This window comes from Paenibacillus anseongensis (genome assembly GCF_009757995.1).
Classification (GTDB): Bacteria; Bacillota; Bacilli; order Paenibacillales; family NBRC-103111; genus Paenibacillus_E; species Paenibacillus_E chondroitinus.
The window spans coordinates 47614-63141 of record NZ_WSEM01000015.1 but is presented as its reverse complement, the minus strand read 5'-3'; the positions used below and the strand labels follow the sequence as shown (position 1 = coordinate 63141).

Here is a 15528-nt window from a genome sequence, read left to right as displayed (position 1 = left end):
ACTCCCTCAGGTTCTTGATCATTTTCGTTATTCCCGGCTTAAGCCGCCTGTTTGGATGTGGATTGAATCACAAATGGAATGAACATGGAAACCAAGCAGACAATGAAACCAAAAACGAACATCCCATGGAAGCCGATGTAAAAAGCAGTCGCTTTCGTCAAAATCGCCCCCATGATGGTCACGCTCACAGCCGTACCAATATTACGGGCGAATAGCTGCAACGAAGTAGAGATCCCTTTCTGGTGCGCCTCAACTAGCTGCTGTGAACCAATCGTTGAAACCGTAAAGATGAGCCCATAAGCAAGCCCAAGCATCGTCATCGTCGCAAATGAGTACCAGTAAGCTGTTTTTTCACCCATAAAATAAAGCATAATTGCCGTAACCAAGAGCAAACCGTTCCCAATGATCAGCAGCGGTTTGTAACCATATTTTAGCACCCATTTCCCGCTTGGAACAGCAACCACCATCCAACCAATCGACGTACCAAGCAGAGCAAGCCCACTCACAAATAGCGAATACCCTTGATTTTGCAAATATAGCGGTATAAAACTTGAAGTCCCAAATAGCGCTGCACAGGAAATAAACGAGACCGCAATCATAATGGCCACAGGTCGATTTCGAAGCAGGTTCAAAGGAACAATCGGTGCGCTATGCCTTTTCTCATAAAAGAAAAAGGCAACCATACATACTACGCCTAATACCCCGTAAATAAAGTTGTATTGCTCAATCGTTGTCGTAAGGAGCAGCAGCGAGATCCCCAAGGCGAACAGCACGGCCCCGCCGTAATCCACCACGGATTTCTTCGCTTGATAAACTTCCTTATACGGCTTCAAAGCTAAAAGCGAAACCAAACAAATCGGAATATTAACGAAGAATATCCAACGCCAGCTCAAATAAGTCACAAAAAATGTTCCTAATAACGGCGCTAATACAGCCGCCAGCCCCCACATCGCTGTGAAAAAGGCCTGCACTTTCCCACGCTGCTCCACAGGATATATATCTCCCGCAATAATCGCTGGAAACGGCATCATCACGCCTGCGCCAATCCCTTGGATGGCTCTAAAGAGGATCAGCTGCAGCATACTCTGGGATAACCCACATAGGACAGACCCTCCAAGAAACAAAAGGATCCCTGCGGCATAGATCTTTTTCCGACCAAATAAATCGGATAACCGGCCTGCTAGTGGAGCAAGTACGGTAGAGAGCACCATATACGAGGTAAATGCCCAGGCGAACAGGTCACTACCGCCAATTTCCTTCACAATGATCGGCATCGTCGTATTGGCTATGGTCGCATCCATAGACGCCACTAGCATCGCTAGTACGATGCTGACCATAACCGTTGTGCGATTGCTTCGATTACTACTCATCATTTTTCTTATGTACCTCCTTATGCTGTCTTCCTAGTCACATCCATATATTGTAACTGATTCGCTATCTAATGAATAGCGTGATTAAAGATTTGGTCGCCATGACTCGAAACGGCTTACAAAAAACTTCTTTACATAAGGCTAATGCATATAATAAAATTAATCCAATTGAATTAGTGGGTAATTGACAGGGGACATGACTACATGACTTTGAGTATTTTATTAATGGGTGTAATTGTTGGTTTTTTGGTTGGATTAACTGGTGTTGGCGGAGCTTCGCTGCTCACCCCCATCTTGATCCTGATCGGTATTCATCCTTCTATTGCCGTCGGAACAGACCTGCTTTATAATTCCATCACAAAGCTTTTCGGCACCATTCAGCATTGGCGGCAGAAAACGATTGATTTTAAGCTCGTCAAAATGTTAGCTATGGGCAGCATTCCCGGCGTCATCGTCGCGGTAATCTTCCTGAAATTCTTCAACTCGTTTTATAATAATCAAGAAGTTATTATCAAACACGCGCTCGGCTACGTCTTGATTCTGGTTGCCTTTGCCACCTTGTTCAAAGTTTTCTTCGGCCATAAGATCAAAGAAAACCGTTGGCAGCTCAAAAGCTTGCAAGAGAAACGCGGTCTGACAATCACCATTGGCGCGGTTCTTGGCTTCATTGTAGGCATGACCTCCATCGGTTCCGGCTCTTTATATGCCATTGCCATGCTTTACTTCTTCCGCATGGCTCCAGCACAACTCGTCGGCACAGATATCGCACATGCATTTTTCCTGGCAACGACAGCAGGTATTTTGCACGCCAGCATGGGGAATGTCAATTACACACTCGTTATCAATCTTCTACTTGGCTCAATCCCTGGCGTACTAATCGGCAGCATGCTAGCTACCAAGGCTCCAACCAACGTCCTGCGGACCATTATTGCCAGTCTGGTATTAATTAGTGGCCTTAAATTAATATGAGAACAACATAAGCGCCCGAATGTATTCGGACGCTTTTTTTCATGGATTCCCCGGGAAATAACTGTTCTTTACTTCAACGTCATTTCTTTCGTGAACCATAATTTATAGCTCAGAATGCTTAAAATAATTCCTGTCATTGCTGCCGAAGCCGTGAACGCAAACAAAATCAAAATTTGATACCTCACCGCTTCAATCGGACTTGAGCCTGCAATAATCATGCCTGTCATCATCCCAGGCAATTGAACTAAACCAACCGTCTTCATCCCGTCAATCGTAGGAATCATACTTGCCTTCACAGAGCGCTGAAGTGCTTGTTGGATGGCCTGTTTCGGTGTTGCTCCCAATGCAAGAAGGGCATCAATCATGTCCCGGGAGGACCCTACCTCACGATTCATTTGGTTCAAAAACAAACCGCAAACAATCATGGAACTTCCAATGGTCATCCCGCTGATAGGAATGATGAATTGCGTCGTTGGTTTGATAATTTGGAGGCCAAGCATCAGTCCCATCGTTAGAATTTCCGTTATGGCAATTGCTGCTGCTATCCGCCAATGGATTCCCGTTAACCCTTTTGCTCGTTTCCCCGCATTTTGTGTAGCGATCATGATCATTATCGCGATAATTCCTATAATAAGTCCCAAATGTTCAGTTTGAAAAACAAAATGAAGCACATAACCTATGAATAATAGCTGCAAGGCGCCACGAATCGTTCCCCATGCAATGTCCTTCTCAAGCCCCAATTTTTGCCATCTGGATAAAACCATCGTAATCATAATAAAAGTTAGCGTAAAACCCAAGGCAACTGCTGACATAATTACTCCACTCCCCCTTGATCAAGGGAAAAAGAAGTTAAGTCGTCTTTTTTCACTGTTTCTGATAACACACCGTTCTCCAGATACCAAAACCGGTTGGCCACTCGCTCGGCCTGCTCCTGCTCATGGGTCACCCAAACAAGCGCCGTTCCCCTTTCTTCCTTCCATCTCATGAGCGTCGACTCCACCGCTTGTTTGCTCTGTGCATCCAGCGCTGAGGTCGCTTCATCAAGTAAAAGGATGTCAGAGCCCATCAACATCGAACGCACAAGCTGAACGCGTTGTTTTTGTCCGCCTGACAACTCCACCGGATTTTGAGACCAGCTAAGATCCCCCAGCCCAACCTCATCCATTAGCCTCTTTGCTAGAGGCTGATCAAATTTGCGTTGATGAAGCTTGCTCACCAAAGCTAAATTGTCCTCCACGGTTTTCGGCAGCATGGCTGGTTGTTGAGGCACATAACATACTTGTTTCCGCCATTCACAGGGTCCCCAACTCTCAACTGGACGTCCATGTAAGGATAACCGACCACTCTGAATGTTGTCTAATGCGGCTAAAACTCGTAATAGCGTACTTTTCCCCTGCCCAGACGGCCCCTGGATCGCTATAACATCTTTTGGCTTTACTTCCACGCTGATTTGTTTAAAAAGTGGAGTTCCCCCTCCGTTTGGATGGTTCTTATGTACATTTTCAATAACGAAAAAAGGCTGCAGAATGTCTCACTCCCTAGATGAATTAATACTTATGATAACTAAATTATATCATAGCTACATTTCACGGCGGCATGAACCCATTTTTTTCGCAAACAGGCGTTGGCCTACACAAGATGACTTGCCCTATTCATACGTTGTGATGAACACCCAATGTGATGATAAAGGAGCTACTGCATATGCAGCGACTAATGTGTAAAGGTAAAATCCATCGCGCTACGGTGACGGAAGCCGATCTGAATTACGTCGGAAGCATTACCATAGATGCTTTGTTAATGCGTAAAGCAAACATTTTACCCTATGAGATGGTTCAGGTTACCAGCCTGCGCAACGCCACAAGATGGAAAACATATGCCATCCCTGCGACTGAAGGCTGCGGAAAAATCGGACTGAACGGCCCGCCCGCCCATCTTTTCCACCCCGGGGATCTTGTCATCATTTTGAGTATGGGTCTGATGAATGAAGCAGAAATTGCCTCCTTGAAGCCACAAGTCGTATTTGTCGATGAAGAGAATCAGGTGCTCAGGGTCGAGGAGCATGATGTCATCATTCAAGAGCAAGAAGTGAAGCCCTATGAGTAATCTCAGCACCAGCAAGTGGACGAAATACAAGCTGCTCCGCAAATCGGAGAAGCTCCGCGCGTACCTTCCGGAGACCGAATGGCTGAAGGAATCCGCGTTCTGGCGACTGCTGAACAAATACCAACAAGTTATTATTAAGCCTACTGGCAGCTATGGCGGACATGGCGTCATTCGAATTAAAAAATTGGAAGATTCCGGATACGAACTTCAGGACGGAGCGAAAAAGAAACGATTTACCGATCAAGAGCAAGTAAACGCCTTTCTCAAAAAGAAAACCGGCAAAAATTTCATTGTCCAGCAGCGCATTCCACTCGCTACCGTTAACGGGCGGCCTTTTGATATGCGAGTGATGGTGCAGCGACACCCCCATTCGAAGTGGCAAGTAACCGGTAAGCTGGCGAAAGTCGCTGGCAGCGGTTTTATTGTGACGAATATCCGCATGAGCAGCGGTAAAGTTGTATCCGTGGAGCATGCTATCAAACATTCTCAGCTAAAATCCATGCGATCAGCCGATCTGCTGGCACAGCTCGATAAAGTCGCACTTAAGAGCGCTGCCAAGCTTGGACCCTCCTACCGGTGGGTAAAAACGATGGGCATCGACATGGCCTTTGACAAAGCGGGGCATGTTTGGATCATTGAGGTCAACTATGCACCGATGCTGGAACTGTTTTTGAAACTAAAAGATAAATCAATGTTCCGCCGAATCAAGTCCTTTCACAAAAAATAAACAGATGCAAGAGACACAAGCCGTCTCCATCTTCTCCCGGTTGTAATAATCTACATTAGAGTTGGCAGACGCGAATTCATGCTAACTAACCAATCGTTTTCCCGCTGAAAACGGCGAGGAGGCCCAGAGAATGAAACAATTGGGGCTTTATTGCTCACGATGTTCGGCAAAGCTCCCTTTCCGCTATCAAGACATGAAATGTACTTGCGGCGGTACGTTATTGGTCGATTACGACTTGGAGCGCTTGAGCAAATCATTAAAGAAGGAAGCATTACAGACTCGCTACCCATCCATGTGGAGATACAACGAACTGCTTCCGGTGAGCAACCCGGATTGTATCATCACGCTTGGCGAAGGCTGGACCCCGCTAGTACGCTTACAGAATTGGGAACATAAGCTGTCCCTTAGGCAGCTGTGGATTAAACGCGAAGAACAGAACCCGACGGGAAGCTTCAAATCACGGGGATTTTCCGTCGCCGTTTCTCTACTGAAAGAATCGGGAGCAACCCGAGCGGCGGTTCCTTCCAACGGCAATGCCGCTGGCGCGCTCGCTGCTTATGCTAGCCATGCCGGGATTAAATCTTCGGTGTTCATCCCTTTGGATTGCCCTCCGCTCATCGTAGAGGAGTGTCCACTTTATGGGGCGGAAACCTTTCTTGTGGATGGCTTAATCCATGACGCCGCAGCAATTATTGAAACCGGCAAGGGGGAGCAGGGTTGGGTAAATGTCGGCACCTTGAAGGAACCTGGGCGCGTAGAGGGAAAAAAAACAATGGGACTTGAGCTCGCCGAGCAGCTCGGATGGGCGTTTCCCGACGTTATCATCTATCCGACCGGCGGAGGCTCCGGAATTATTGGCATGTGGAAAGCCTACCATGAGCTCAAAGCGCTTGGTTGGGTTGACGGCCCTATGCCACGGTTCGTTTGCGTGCAGGAAGAGGGCTGCCAGCCCATCGTCGACGGGCTGCTGCAGCAAACGGCAAGAAATCAGGCCGGAACAGCCAAAGAACCTAGTCCGACAGGCATGCGAGTGCCTCTGCCACCTGATCTGCCTCTGATCTTGTCAATCGTGAAGGAAAGCGGCGGTACAGCACTCGCCTTATCCAAGAGCCAGATCGCCGATGCCACACGCTCTTTAGGCGCCCAAGGCATTTCTTCCTCGCCGGAAGGTTCTGCCACCTGGGCAGGCCTGATCGAGCTCTGTGACAGTGGTTGGCTGCGTCCCACCGACTCAGTCGTGCTGTTTAACACTTCGCATGCCATGAAATATGCGCAGTTGGAACGTATGTCCTCCGTTCCAAAGATAAGGAGCTATGCGGATTATAAGTCGCTTGGGCGCTGAACAAGAAAAACCGTCAGGAAAGAATTGCTCCTTCCTGACGGTCCTTTTATGTTTAGCGAATCTAAGCTTGACCTAGATTATTTTCCTCATACAAACGGTACATCGCTTGAATCAGAGGCTCTGCCGGATCACGGTTCAATAAGAATAAAGTCATTAAATATTGCAGCGGAAGGGCACAAGTGTTGTTCCCGTCTTGCACAGCAACGAAGCCGGCTTCCAGAACCGGGCCATGCTCCTCATGAAGCTCTAAATCAACATAAATCTTTTGATCAGGGAACTCTTCACGAACAGCTGATGCACAGTAAGGAACAATATGTTTATCCAGAAGTTCTTTTGCTTGGTCTTCCGTTTGCGGTGGATTAGGAAGCGCATGATTCTCCGGGCTTCTCAACAAGTCAACAAAGAAGGAAGAAAGCCAGAGTCCAGCGTTCGGATTGGTTTGGAAATTTCGCATAATTTCGTTGAGGAAAAATCCACATGAAGTGAACTTCTCATCTTTTTTTAGTGTAAAAGCAAACATCGGGCCATACGTTGGGTTATTTCCGATTTGTCCCTCGACTTCATATTCGGGAAATTGCGCCTTCATAACTTCGTTTATGTGCTGAAACCAAGTCATAATGATCTGGGCCTGTTCTTGTTCCAAATCTTGTTCGTTATTTTCTTCGGTTTGTGTTTCGATCTCTTTTTCTGTCATTGTGGTAAAAGCCTCCTGAATCATTCATATTGGCACGAATATCCCTATTGTACCGCATTTAATCCAGATCAGAAAGCTATTGTTGCATTTTTAAGGACGAATGCGGACGACACCAACCTCAGAAGCGTTCACCGAGATCGAATTCCCGCCTTGACCAATGGTTGCACTCACGGATTGTCTGACTCTCACTTTTGTTTTTCCGCTGCTATCTCAGCAAACATGGCACTTCATGCTCGAACTCGGAAGGGGCTAGCGCTTTTTCTGCTTTTTATGCAGCCCGTTGACAGGCTGTATCAGCAAATACATAAGGGAAGCACATTAGGCTCTATCTAAGGGAGTTTTTTATAATCGTTTAGGAGTCGGCATACCAAGCAGTTCAAGCGCTTCATGAAGGGTAGCCTTCACCGTTTGTGTAATCCATAAGCGGTGGGAAATGCTCTCTTCGCTCCCTTTTAAAACCGGACATGCACTATAAAAATGATTGAACAAAGATGCTAATTCAAACGCATAATGACAAATTAGACTAGGAGCCAACTGAGCAGTGGCATTCTCCAAAGTTTCCGGCCAGTAAGCGATATGCCTCAGCAGCTGGTATTCCTGATCTTCCAGAAGAGTTCCATGAAACTTGGCCGCTATGGCTTGCAGACGATCGTCCACCTTCGCTTTGTCCAAAATACGGTTCGCTCTTGCGTAAGCATACAGCAAATAAACGCCTGTATTCCCTGTCACTTCGGTCGCTTGCTCCAGATCAAAAATCACTTCGGTTTGCAGCTGATATTTTAGCAAATAGTAACGGATCGCAGCCGCGGCGATGGATCTGCTGGATATTCCCGCTTTTCTTGAACGTTTGGCATCGATCACTTTCTCCATGCGATCAAGCAGGTCTGCGACTTTAATCCCAATGCCTTGACGGCCTGACATCGCATAGGAACTTTTGCCTTCGGAAGTATCCAGACCAAGCCCTGCCGCTGTATCTGGACTTAAAGAAACAACGCCGTAGCTGACATGCTTGAGTTGGCTAGCCTGCTGCTGATAACCAAGCACTTCAAGTGCCAGCTTCACCATCTCTTGCGGATACTGCTGACGGTAGTCAATGACATTAATGACCATATCTGCGCGCCCGATCGTTTTTTTACTTCCTTGAGCAGCCGTTGACCACAAGCCATCCTCCCATTTTTTATACACAAAATCATTTTCCAGCAGTCCGAATTTCCACAGGTGATACGCTATATCCTTCGCGGTATAGGTAAGAATGCCATTTGAACGAACAAGCACTTTATCCCCTTGAAAATCCTGGTTGTCCGCTGGGGTTTCAGCTCCGCCTTCTTCGAGGTTCTTCAGTACCCAACAGCCTGCCAGTTTCCCCTCCGTCACCTTATGAAACATTTCCGTTTTACTCAGCAGCTCGAAAGTGGTATCCCAGAATCCGGCACGAACAATGCTGCTTTCCCACACCAGCACATCATAGGAGATGCCAAATTGCTTCATTTCCTCCAACTGCTCACGCACAATTCGCTCCGCAACCAAAGCACCCATCCACGCAAGATTCGATGTCCCGCTTTCAATGGCATGGAGGACCACAGATCGCTGCTCGGCTAACGCCGGCTGATCTTTATAGGCTTGATTCACCTTAGCGTAAGTTTCCCAACAAAAATCCCCGAAACGTGGAAAACTTCCCTCCGTTTGCGTATGAAGAATACCTACCACCGTATCGGCTAATTGATTCCCGAGGTCATCAATATAATTGTGAACCTCCACTTCATACCCGGCATGCGATAGCATACGTGACAAAGAGTCACCGATACAAGAATTTCTCAAATGCCCTACATGTGCCGCTTTGTTAGGATTAATGGAGGTATGTTCCACCAGTACCTTGCTTTGTTTACTGCGGCTGGTGCGCTTCGTTGGAGCTTGAAATTCCCCATCGGCCCAGGCTTCCCAGTTGATATAAAAATTCAGAAAACCGGGTGCAACAGCAGCTGCTTTGCTAAACAAACCTTGAACAAGCCCATTCTGCTCGATGCGGCTTTGAAGCTCCCCGGCGATCTGCAAGGGGGACTTGCGCAGTATTTTGGCCAAAAGCATGGCAATGTTGGAGCTGTAGTCTCCATGTTCCGGGTGCGCCGGATGCTCGGTTAAAATTTTCAAATTAGCTGGACGCTGCGTCCCGGACTCCTGAAACATGGCTTCGACGTGCTGCTCAATTTCAATGGTTAATAGCTGTTGAATCATCGTATTTCCTCCCAAATGGCATCATTTGCATACAAAAAAGCCCCCGTCTCTAAATAAGAGACGAGAGCTGTTCATTCCCGCGGTACCACTCTAAGTGTTAAATCTACAGATTTAACCCCTCCAACGATAACGGCTTATGCCGGATCTCCCTACTGCTCATTTCGGAAGACCATTTCCCAGGTCCGTTTCGTTCCTGACATTCGTACCGGTTCCCACCAATTCCGGCTCGCTGCGACTGTCCGACAAGAACTACTGTCCTGTTCATCAATGTTACATATCAAGTTATGAATTGACTGAATATTACTTCAATATGTTGGAGTTGTCAAGAGGCAACTACCTTCATCATTAAGATCCCAATAAAGGCCAAAGCCAATCCAGACTGTTCCATCTTTGAAAATTTATCCTTCAAGACAAATCGCGTGTACAGCAGAACGATCAGTACATTCAATGCGACAACAGCCGAAACCAAGCCTGCCTTGCCATGATCAAATCCATGAAGGATGAAAATCATGCCAACCACATTCGTAATGCCCACGATCATCCCGAATAAAAAAGTCCGTCGTTCCGTCCAACCTGTGGTGGCTGCCACTTTTACCTGTGTAGACTGCTGATGATTACTTCGCTTCTGATCCCGCAACCACCACAGTCCAAAACAAACAGTTCCGGTAGCAAACATACAGAATAACGTTGGAAACAGCGGGGCCGCGACCAAGGTCGTCCACTTACTAGACAAGTCATTGGCGGCAAAAAGAATCAAGGCCAGCGCTCCCCAGCCAGCGCCTTGCAAATTTTTGAGCGTAATGTCATTGGAGTAACGCACGACTAAAATTCCGATAACGATAATAACAAAGGCTAGAAACTGCATAATATTAAGCCGTTCATCCCAAATCAAATACGCAACGAATACCACAACGACGGAAGGCAAACCGGTCAGGATCGCGACCAATGACGCTTTGCCTACGGCAAAACCTTTGAACATACTGGCATTGGCCCCGAAAGAAAACAGCCCCATTTGAACGCCAATCAGCGCAGTCACGGTCCAAGCTTGATGTAAAAGGAGGGCGCAGCTGCCGCTAATTAACGCCCCCATGAAAAATGTGCCGCATAGCAGCACATTCCGGTTTAATGATTGCTGGCTGGACCAGTGATACAGAATGCCTCGCAGCCCGAAACTGAAAGCCGCAAGTACGGAATACATGAGCCACATCCGAACAGCTACCCCTCTCTTTTTCTTGCAAAGATCGGGTAATTTTACCACATTAATCTTTATTGAACAACACTTTGTTGCAGTATAAGGCGCTCAAGAATCGCATCTCCGCCCGCAGAAACTTTCACTTCCGCAAACTTGGCGTTTTGCTCGTAGGTACGGCCTGTTCCTTCTGGAATGAAATAATTTTCAATGCCATAATCGATCCCCTCATACCCTCTTCGAGTACCGTTCATACGCACTTCTCCTGGGGCAAGTTCTTCCCCTTTCGTATAGACACGTTTGAATTCATACACATCTGTAGCTGTGTTCGGAGCGAGCACGACAGAGATTTTCTTTTTAGATGTCACATCATCGTTCTTCATATCGGAAATAGGCGGCTCAGAAATCGTATAGCGCAAGCGCACATAATCCCCTTGAATGAGCGAACGCGGGTCCAGCGGTTCAAGCTGGAGTTTGATGAGCTGTCCATGAGAGAGCAGCCACTCGCTTTTGCCAATTTGTATCGACATGGCTGCGATCTGCAGCAGCACTAGCACGGCAATCAGGAGTCGATTCGCTTTAACGTTTGCTCCAGCAGCAGTTTCGGGTTCGGCAGCTTCAAGGCGATGCCTTTTTTCATACCAAACGGTAAAGATCAGTATCAAGATGCCAATCATGCCAAAAGTAATCGATTTGTGCAGCAGCTTCCAGGCTAAATCATAATATTTGTACACGAGGAAAGCTGTCCAGAACCCCATTGACCAAGCGAAAATCCAACGGCTGTGTAGCTGCCTGCTAACGACTAAGGCAAGCACGACAAGGATAAAGAACAGGGCGTTGGTGACATAATACCAAGCAGATTCGGTCATGAAAGTTAACACAAACAATGTGAAAAGAAAAGATGGATAGCTGCTATAGAGCACCGGCTGCCTAACTGCAGCATTCCGGATGACCTGCCCGCCTGCAAACAGGACGAACAATAAGCCCGTAATCACTGACAAAATGACAACACTGCTATTGAGCCAATTGGTTAATATCGCAGCTGTGATCAAAATTGCCGCAAGGAAGAAAAAAATGCGATGCACCATCCCGGCAATGTAGATAAACGCGGCGATTGTAAGCGCTAAGAAAGCGAATTGGACGGGGATATTTTCTGCAAACACAGCCGCTCCCGCTCCAAGAAGCAGTCCGCTGATGAGTATGGTGTACCTCACTAACGCATTTAGCTTTTTCAAAAAGATCATGCTCGTTACAACAACAAGTCCAAAACCCATCAACACATTCTCAGGGTTCTCAAACCCCAGCACCAACGTAACAATCCCGATAACCGTCAGGCTGCCTAACAGCGATCCGATGATAACGACGGAAACCGTAAGAACACGCACAATCCATTTGGTAAAATCACCTTCCGGTTTAACGTCCTCTCCTGCCTCACCATCGAGTACTTCATTCCTTGGCTTCTCGGCTGGCTGCCATGCCCGGATAAATGTCATGAACTTCACATTGGCACCGATGAATACAATCACAAATAGCAAACTGATGATGAAAAAAAGCTCATTATAATGGCGAACGACGAGTTCGATGTATTTAAACGTAATCGTGGCTGAAATCCATAAGCCTGAGAACAAGAGATAAGCTTTGCTGCGCATTTTATGTGAGTACCATACCGCTGCCGCAAGAGCTCCAATCAAGGGCAGATTCATGAACACCCCGTAATCTTCGAATGCGTACGAATTTGAAAGCACGAGCAGAATACCTATTACCGCTTGGAATGAAATCCACTTCAAAAACGAAGAGTTCAGCTTCCCACGTTCTGTTAACAAATAGATAATGCCATTCACAATTGCTAAGCCTACCCAGATCGTAATTCGAACACCTTCCGAATCCGATCCGCCTTGCCAATGAGGAAAAAAGTAAAAGCAATAAGCCAAATGCCCAAGAATATACGACAGGATGTAAAAGGGCTGCCACCTCGTCCATATGGCAAAAAGAAAGGCCGGAATAAACCAGACCGCAAACAACGTGTAGCTGTCGGCATGAGAATTGTAGGTCTGCCCAATGAGCCCCGCTCCTACACCAAAGGAAACGCAGCTTGCAAACAAGCTAAGCCTACTTAGAAATTGCCGACCCGTTTGATGGGAAAGCCAAACTGATAATCCATAGAAGCCGAGAATAAGCAGAAAAGTTGGCGCAAACTTCTCCCAGCGGTTTAATTGCTCCCAGTTGGTTGCGAAAAAATATACAATGGCCGTTAGCAGGGAACTGGCTCCCAGCACATAGCCTAATTGAATCGTAATCCATTTCGATTTCATGATGCATAACCCCCTCTCGTCTTAATTCTCATTGTACTTGAGTTATACGTTTTGAGAAGTACTAACTATTCCTAGTACCCCATCATTAGCCTTTATTAACGCTCCATAGCGCATCTTGACTATAAAATCATAAGAAAAAAGCCAATTTTGCCTTTGGGGCAATAATCGGCTGATTATTTCATTAAACAAGCTTTAATTTCACGAAAAAATGAATTTGTCCGTTGCTTTGCTCAGCCCAAATGGCACCTTCGTGCGATTCCACAATACTTCTGGCAATCGCGAGCCCTAGACCGGAGCCTCCGGTATTGGAGGATCGTGAAGCATCAACCCGATAGAACCGATCAAATAACTGATGCAAAGCGTCATCGCTAATCACTTCTGCTTGATTGCTAACTTGTAGAGTGACATACCGATAATCATGGTGCAGGCTAACGGTAATCGCCCCTGGCTTCAAACTGTACTTCAGGGAATTTCCCAGAAGATTCTCAAAGACACGAATCATTTTATCCACATCGATACGAACCAACAGCTTCTCCTTCGGGATTGTGCGGTTGATCGTAAGCTGTTGCTCCTCAGCCAATGTGACAAATTCCTCAAGCAATTGGTCCAATAGCTCGTTGATTGCTACCCCTTCTCTGTAAAGAGGTTCATCGCGATTGGATAACTTCGTGAACTCGAACAAGTCATCAATAAGTAGTTTCAGCTTTTCGGACTTATGATAAGCAATACTAATATACCCAGCCGCCTGCTCAGGTGTTTCGTAGCTTTTATCATGCAGCAGCCGTAAATACCCCATGATGAGCGTCAGAGGCGTGCGTAAATCATGAGAAACATTGGTAATCAGCTCGCGCTTCAAACGCTCACTTCTTCTTTCCTCCTCAATCTTTTTCTGCAAATCTTCTGCCATAAAGTTCAAATCTCGGGCAAGAGAACCAAGCTCGTCTTGACTACGTTCAATGACGCGGTAATCCAAATTCCCGGTTGCAATGATGCGCAGACCACCAGCCAATTCCTCAATGTGGCGCATTTTCTTTTGCGTCATGAAGTAGAACAAAAGGATAAAAACAGCAACAGCACTCAAGAGAGACAGCGGACTTTCACCTTTCTGATACGTAATGTGCGGTTCCGGGATGCCGGAGACAATCAGATAAGATTTTTGTCCCCTATAGTTGACAGGGTAAAAACTCGAAAATTCTTTTCGGCCATAATCCTGTTCCGTCCTCGCGTTCATCGCGTTGCCGATCACATTGTAAATTTCGACATTTGTTTCCGCCGCATTTTGACTTCGATACACGACTCTACCTTCCAGATCCGTTATTAGAACTTTGAACTTCTGATCATTCATCCCCTTAACATGATTTTCGAAGAACTCGGGATTCCTCTCCGAATCTTCACTACCGGGCAAATCCCGTTGATTTTGGAGGGCTGATAGTTCATTAACAAGGCTTCGGGCTTCACTATCTATTCGTTCAATTCCGAATTTATAATCAATTACAGCCGTCTGCCTCATTTCTCCGAATAGATTAGAACAAATACCATAAGTCAGAAGTCCCGCCAACAAACAAACGACAAAGGTTATCATCAACTGCATTCTTATACTTCGCTCAATTTGCCCCATCGTAATTTTATAGAGCGCCTGAACCAAAATAATCAGCTTTCGAATAAGATTAAAGGGAAAAAAGGTAAATCGAAATCGGTTTACTTTAGCGTAAGGATCGATATTGTAACGTTTATTCAACTTTATAGCCAACCCCCCAAACGGTTTTTATAAATCTCGGAGTTCTTGGATTTGATTCAATTTTTTCGCGAATTTTGCGGATATGTACCATGACCGTATTATCAGAGTCATAGTAGGCTTCCTTCCATACGGTTTCGTACAGTTTCTCCGAGCTCCACACCATCCCTCGGTTGCGGACTAACAGCTCAAGAATAGCGAATTCCCTTGGGGTTAACTTAATTTCTTTACCTTCCAGCTTGACTTCATGCGTCTGTGTGTTAATCGTTAGATCGTCCACTTCGAACTCGTGGTCTTTGTTCACATGAGGTACGTTAAGCCTAGTGTAGCGGCGAAGCTGAGACTTAATACGAGCGATAAGCTCCAACGGATTAAATGGTTTACTCATGTAATCGTCGGCCCCTGAGCTTAAGCCCCATATTTTATCCATATCCTGACTCTTTGCAGACAGCATGATGATCGGCATATTTTTTTGCTCTCGGATTTTTAAGCAAGCCTCGATCCCATCCATTTTCGGCATCATAATGTCGAGAACGATAAGATCTATCTCTTCCTTCTGAAGAACCTGAAGGGCTTCTGCTCCATCTGATGCTCGAAGCAGTTGATATCCTTCATTTTTCAAATAAATGGCAAGCATATCTATAATTTCTTTCTCGTCGTCGACTAGGAGTATTGTAGGTTGTGCCATGCCGGATTTCCTCCTTTACCTCATTTCTGTGTTACTAAACGTATCAAGTTGATCTCGTAAATTCAATCAAAATGTTAATAGCTATCATGAGGTTTAGTATAGACACTGAATCTTAACAGATTATGGAGATAATTCTTAAGATTTTCTTAACTTCAGGGATCTTACGC

General features: G+C 46.1%; 13 protein-coding genes and 1 other annotated feature. Of the genes, 4 read left to right on the top strand and 9 right to left on the bottom strand.

What is annotated here, in order from left to right; all coding sequences use genetic code 11:
- Positions 1-38 precede the first annotated feature (38 nt).
- Positions 39-1373 carry an MFS transporter gene (locus GON05_RS15055; protein WP_246239158.1) on the bottom strand — a complete coding sequence of 445 codons (1335 nt, stop codon included), beginning with the start codon at positions 1371-1373 and terminating at the stop codon, positions 39-41.
- Between the two features lie 201 nt (positions 1374-1574).
- Here GON05_RS15055 and GON05_RS15050 point away from each other — a divergent pair, with 201 nt between their 5' ends.
- Complete coding sequence (locus GON05_RS15050; protein WP_157319863.1) at positions 1575-2339, top strand: sulfite exporter TauE/SafE family protein; 765 nt, start codon at positions 1575-1577, stop codon at positions 2337-2339.
- A 68-nt stretch (positions 2340-2407) separates the two neighbouring features.
- Here GON05_RS15050 and GON05_RS15045 read toward each other — a convergent pair whose 3' ends face one another.
- A complete protein-coding gene (locus tag GON05_RS15045) occupies positions 2408-3151 on the bottom strand; it encodes an ABC transporter permease (RefSeq protein WP_157319861.1) in 744 nt (247 codons plus the stop codon).
- 2 nt (positions 3152-3153) lie between these two features.
- On the bottom strand, positions 3154-3783 hold the full coding sequence (locus GON05_RS15040; protein WP_157319860.1) for an ABC transporter ATP-binding protein: 630 nt from the start codon (positions 3781-3783) through the stop codon (positions 3154-3156).
- 257 nt (positions 3784-4040) lie between these two features.
- Between GON05_RS15040 and panD the strand changes: the two genes are divergently transcribed.
- The 3 genes from panD to GON05_RS15025 all read left to right on the top strand — a co-directional run bounded on the left by panD (position 4041) and on the right by GON05_RS15025 (position 6511).
- Positions 4041-4442 carry an aspartate 1-decarboxylase gene (gene panD, locus GON05_RS15035; RefSeq protein ID WP_157319858.1) on the top strand — a complete coding sequence of 134 codons (402 nt, stop codon included), beginning with the start codon at positions 4041-4043 and terminating at the stop codon, positions 4440-4442.
- On the top strand, positions 4435-5169 hold the full coding sequence (locus GON05_RS15030) for a YheC/YheD family protein (protein ID WP_157319857.1): 735 nt from the start codon (positions 4435-4437) through the stop codon (positions 5167-5169). Before panD ends, GON05_RS15030 begins: the two co-directional genes overlap by 8 nt.
- Before the next feature lie 130 nt (positions 5170-5299).
- Positions 5300-6511, top strand: coding sequence for a threonine synthase (locus tag GON05_RS15025; RefSeq protein ID WP_157319855.1), 1212 nt, complete (start codon positions 5300-5302; stop codon positions 6509-6511).
- A 61-nt stretch (positions 6512-6572) separates the two neighbouring features.
- Here the strand turns inward: GON05_RS15025 and GON05_RS15020 are convergent, their stop codons facing one another.
- The 6 genes from GON05_RS15020 to GON05_RS14995 all read right to left on the bottom strand — a co-directional run bounded on the left by GON05_RS15020 (position 6573) and on the right by GON05_RS14995 (position 15361).
- The gene (locus tag GON05_RS15020; RefSeq protein ID WP_157319853.1) at positions 6573-7205 is read right to left on the bottom strand and encodes a hypothetical protein; all 633 of its coding nucleotides are present in this window, start codon (positions 7203-7205) and stop codon (positions 6573-6575) included.
- A 342-nt stretch (positions 7206-7547) separates the two neighbouring features.
- Entirely contained in the window at positions 7548-9437 is a 1890-nt protein-coding gene (locus GON05_RS15015) for an arginine--tRNA ligase (protein ID WP_157319852.1), read from the bottom strand.
- 53 nt (positions 9438-9490) lie between these two features.
- Positions 9491-9711 (bottom strand) — a binding site (T-box leader).
- A 48-nt stretch (positions 9712-9759) separates the two neighbouring features.
- On the bottom strand, positions 9760-10644 hold the full coding sequence (locus GON05_RS15010) for an EamA family transporter (protein ID WP_157319850.1): 885 nt from the start codon (positions 10642-10644) through the stop codon (positions 9760-9762).
- A gap of 59 nt (positions 10645-10703) precedes the next feature.
- Complete coding sequence (locus tag GON05_RS15005; protein ID WP_157319849.1) at positions 10704-12938, bottom strand: GDYXXLXY domain-containing protein; 2235 nt, start codon at positions 12936-12938, stop codon at positions 10704-10706.
- Between the two features lie 181 nt (positions 12939-13119).
- The gene (locus tag GON05_RS15000; RefSeq protein WP_246239156.1) at positions 13120-14676 is read right to left on the bottom strand and encodes a sensor histidine kinase; all 1557 of its coding nucleotides are present in this window, start codon (positions 14674-14676) and stop codon (positions 13120-13122) included.
- The gene (locus GON05_RS14995; RefSeq protein ID WP_157319847.1) at positions 14669-15361 is read right to left on the bottom strand and encodes a response regulator transcription factor; all 693 of its coding nucleotides are present in this window, start codon (positions 15359-15361) and stop codon (positions 14669-14671) included. Before GON05_RS14995 ends, GON05_RS15000 begins: the two co-directional genes overlap by 8 nt.
- Positions 15362-15528 lie beyond the last annotated feature (167 nt).

Excerpts from the sequence above, each read along its gene's own strand:
- GON05_RS15055 (WP_246239158.1), bottom strand. The coding sequence starts at position 1,373 with ATGATGAGTAGTAATCGAAGCAATCGCACAACGGTTATGGTCAGCATC.
- GON05_RS15050 (WP_157319863.1), top strand. The coding sequence starts at position 1,575 with ATGACTTTGAGTATTTTATTAATGGGTGTAATTGTTGGTTTTTTGGTT.
- GON05_RS15045 (WP_157319861.1), bottom strand. The coding sequence starts at position 3,151 with ATGTCAGCAGTTGCCTTGGGTTTTACGCTAACTTTTATTATGATTACG.
- panD (WP_157319858.1), top strand. The coding sequence starts at position 4,041 with ATGCAGCGACTAATGTGTAAAGGTAAAATCCATCGCGCTACGGTGACG.
- GON05_RS15030 (WP_157319857.1), top strand. The coding sequence starts at position 4,435 with ATGAGTAATCTCAGCACCAGCAAGTGGACGAAATACAAGCTGCTCCGC.
- GON05_RS15025 (WP_157319855.1), top strand. The coding sequence starts at position 5,300 with ATGAAACAATTGGGGCTTTATTGCTCACGATGTTCGGCAAAGCTCCCT.
- GON05_RS15020 (WP_157319853.1), bottom strand. The coding sequence starts at position 7,205 with ATGACAGAAAAAGAGATCGAAACACAAACCGAAGAAAATAACGAACAA.
- GON05_RS15015 (WP_157319852.1), bottom strand. The coding sequence starts at position 9,437 with ATGATTCAACAGCTATTAACCATTGAAATTGAGCAGCACGTCGAAGCC.
- GON05_RS15010 (WP_157319850.1), bottom strand. The coding sequence starts at position 10,644 with ATGTGGCTCATGTATTCCGTACTTGCGGCTTTCAGTTTCGGGCTGCGA.
- GON05_RS15005 (WP_157319849.1), bottom strand. The coding sequence starts at position 12,938 with ATGAAATCGAAATGGATTACGATTCAATTAGGCTATGTGCTGGGAGCC.
- GON05_RS14995 (WP_157319847.1), bottom strand. The coding sequence starts at position 15,361 with ATGGCACAACCTACAATACTCCTAGTCGACGACGAGAAAGAAATTATA.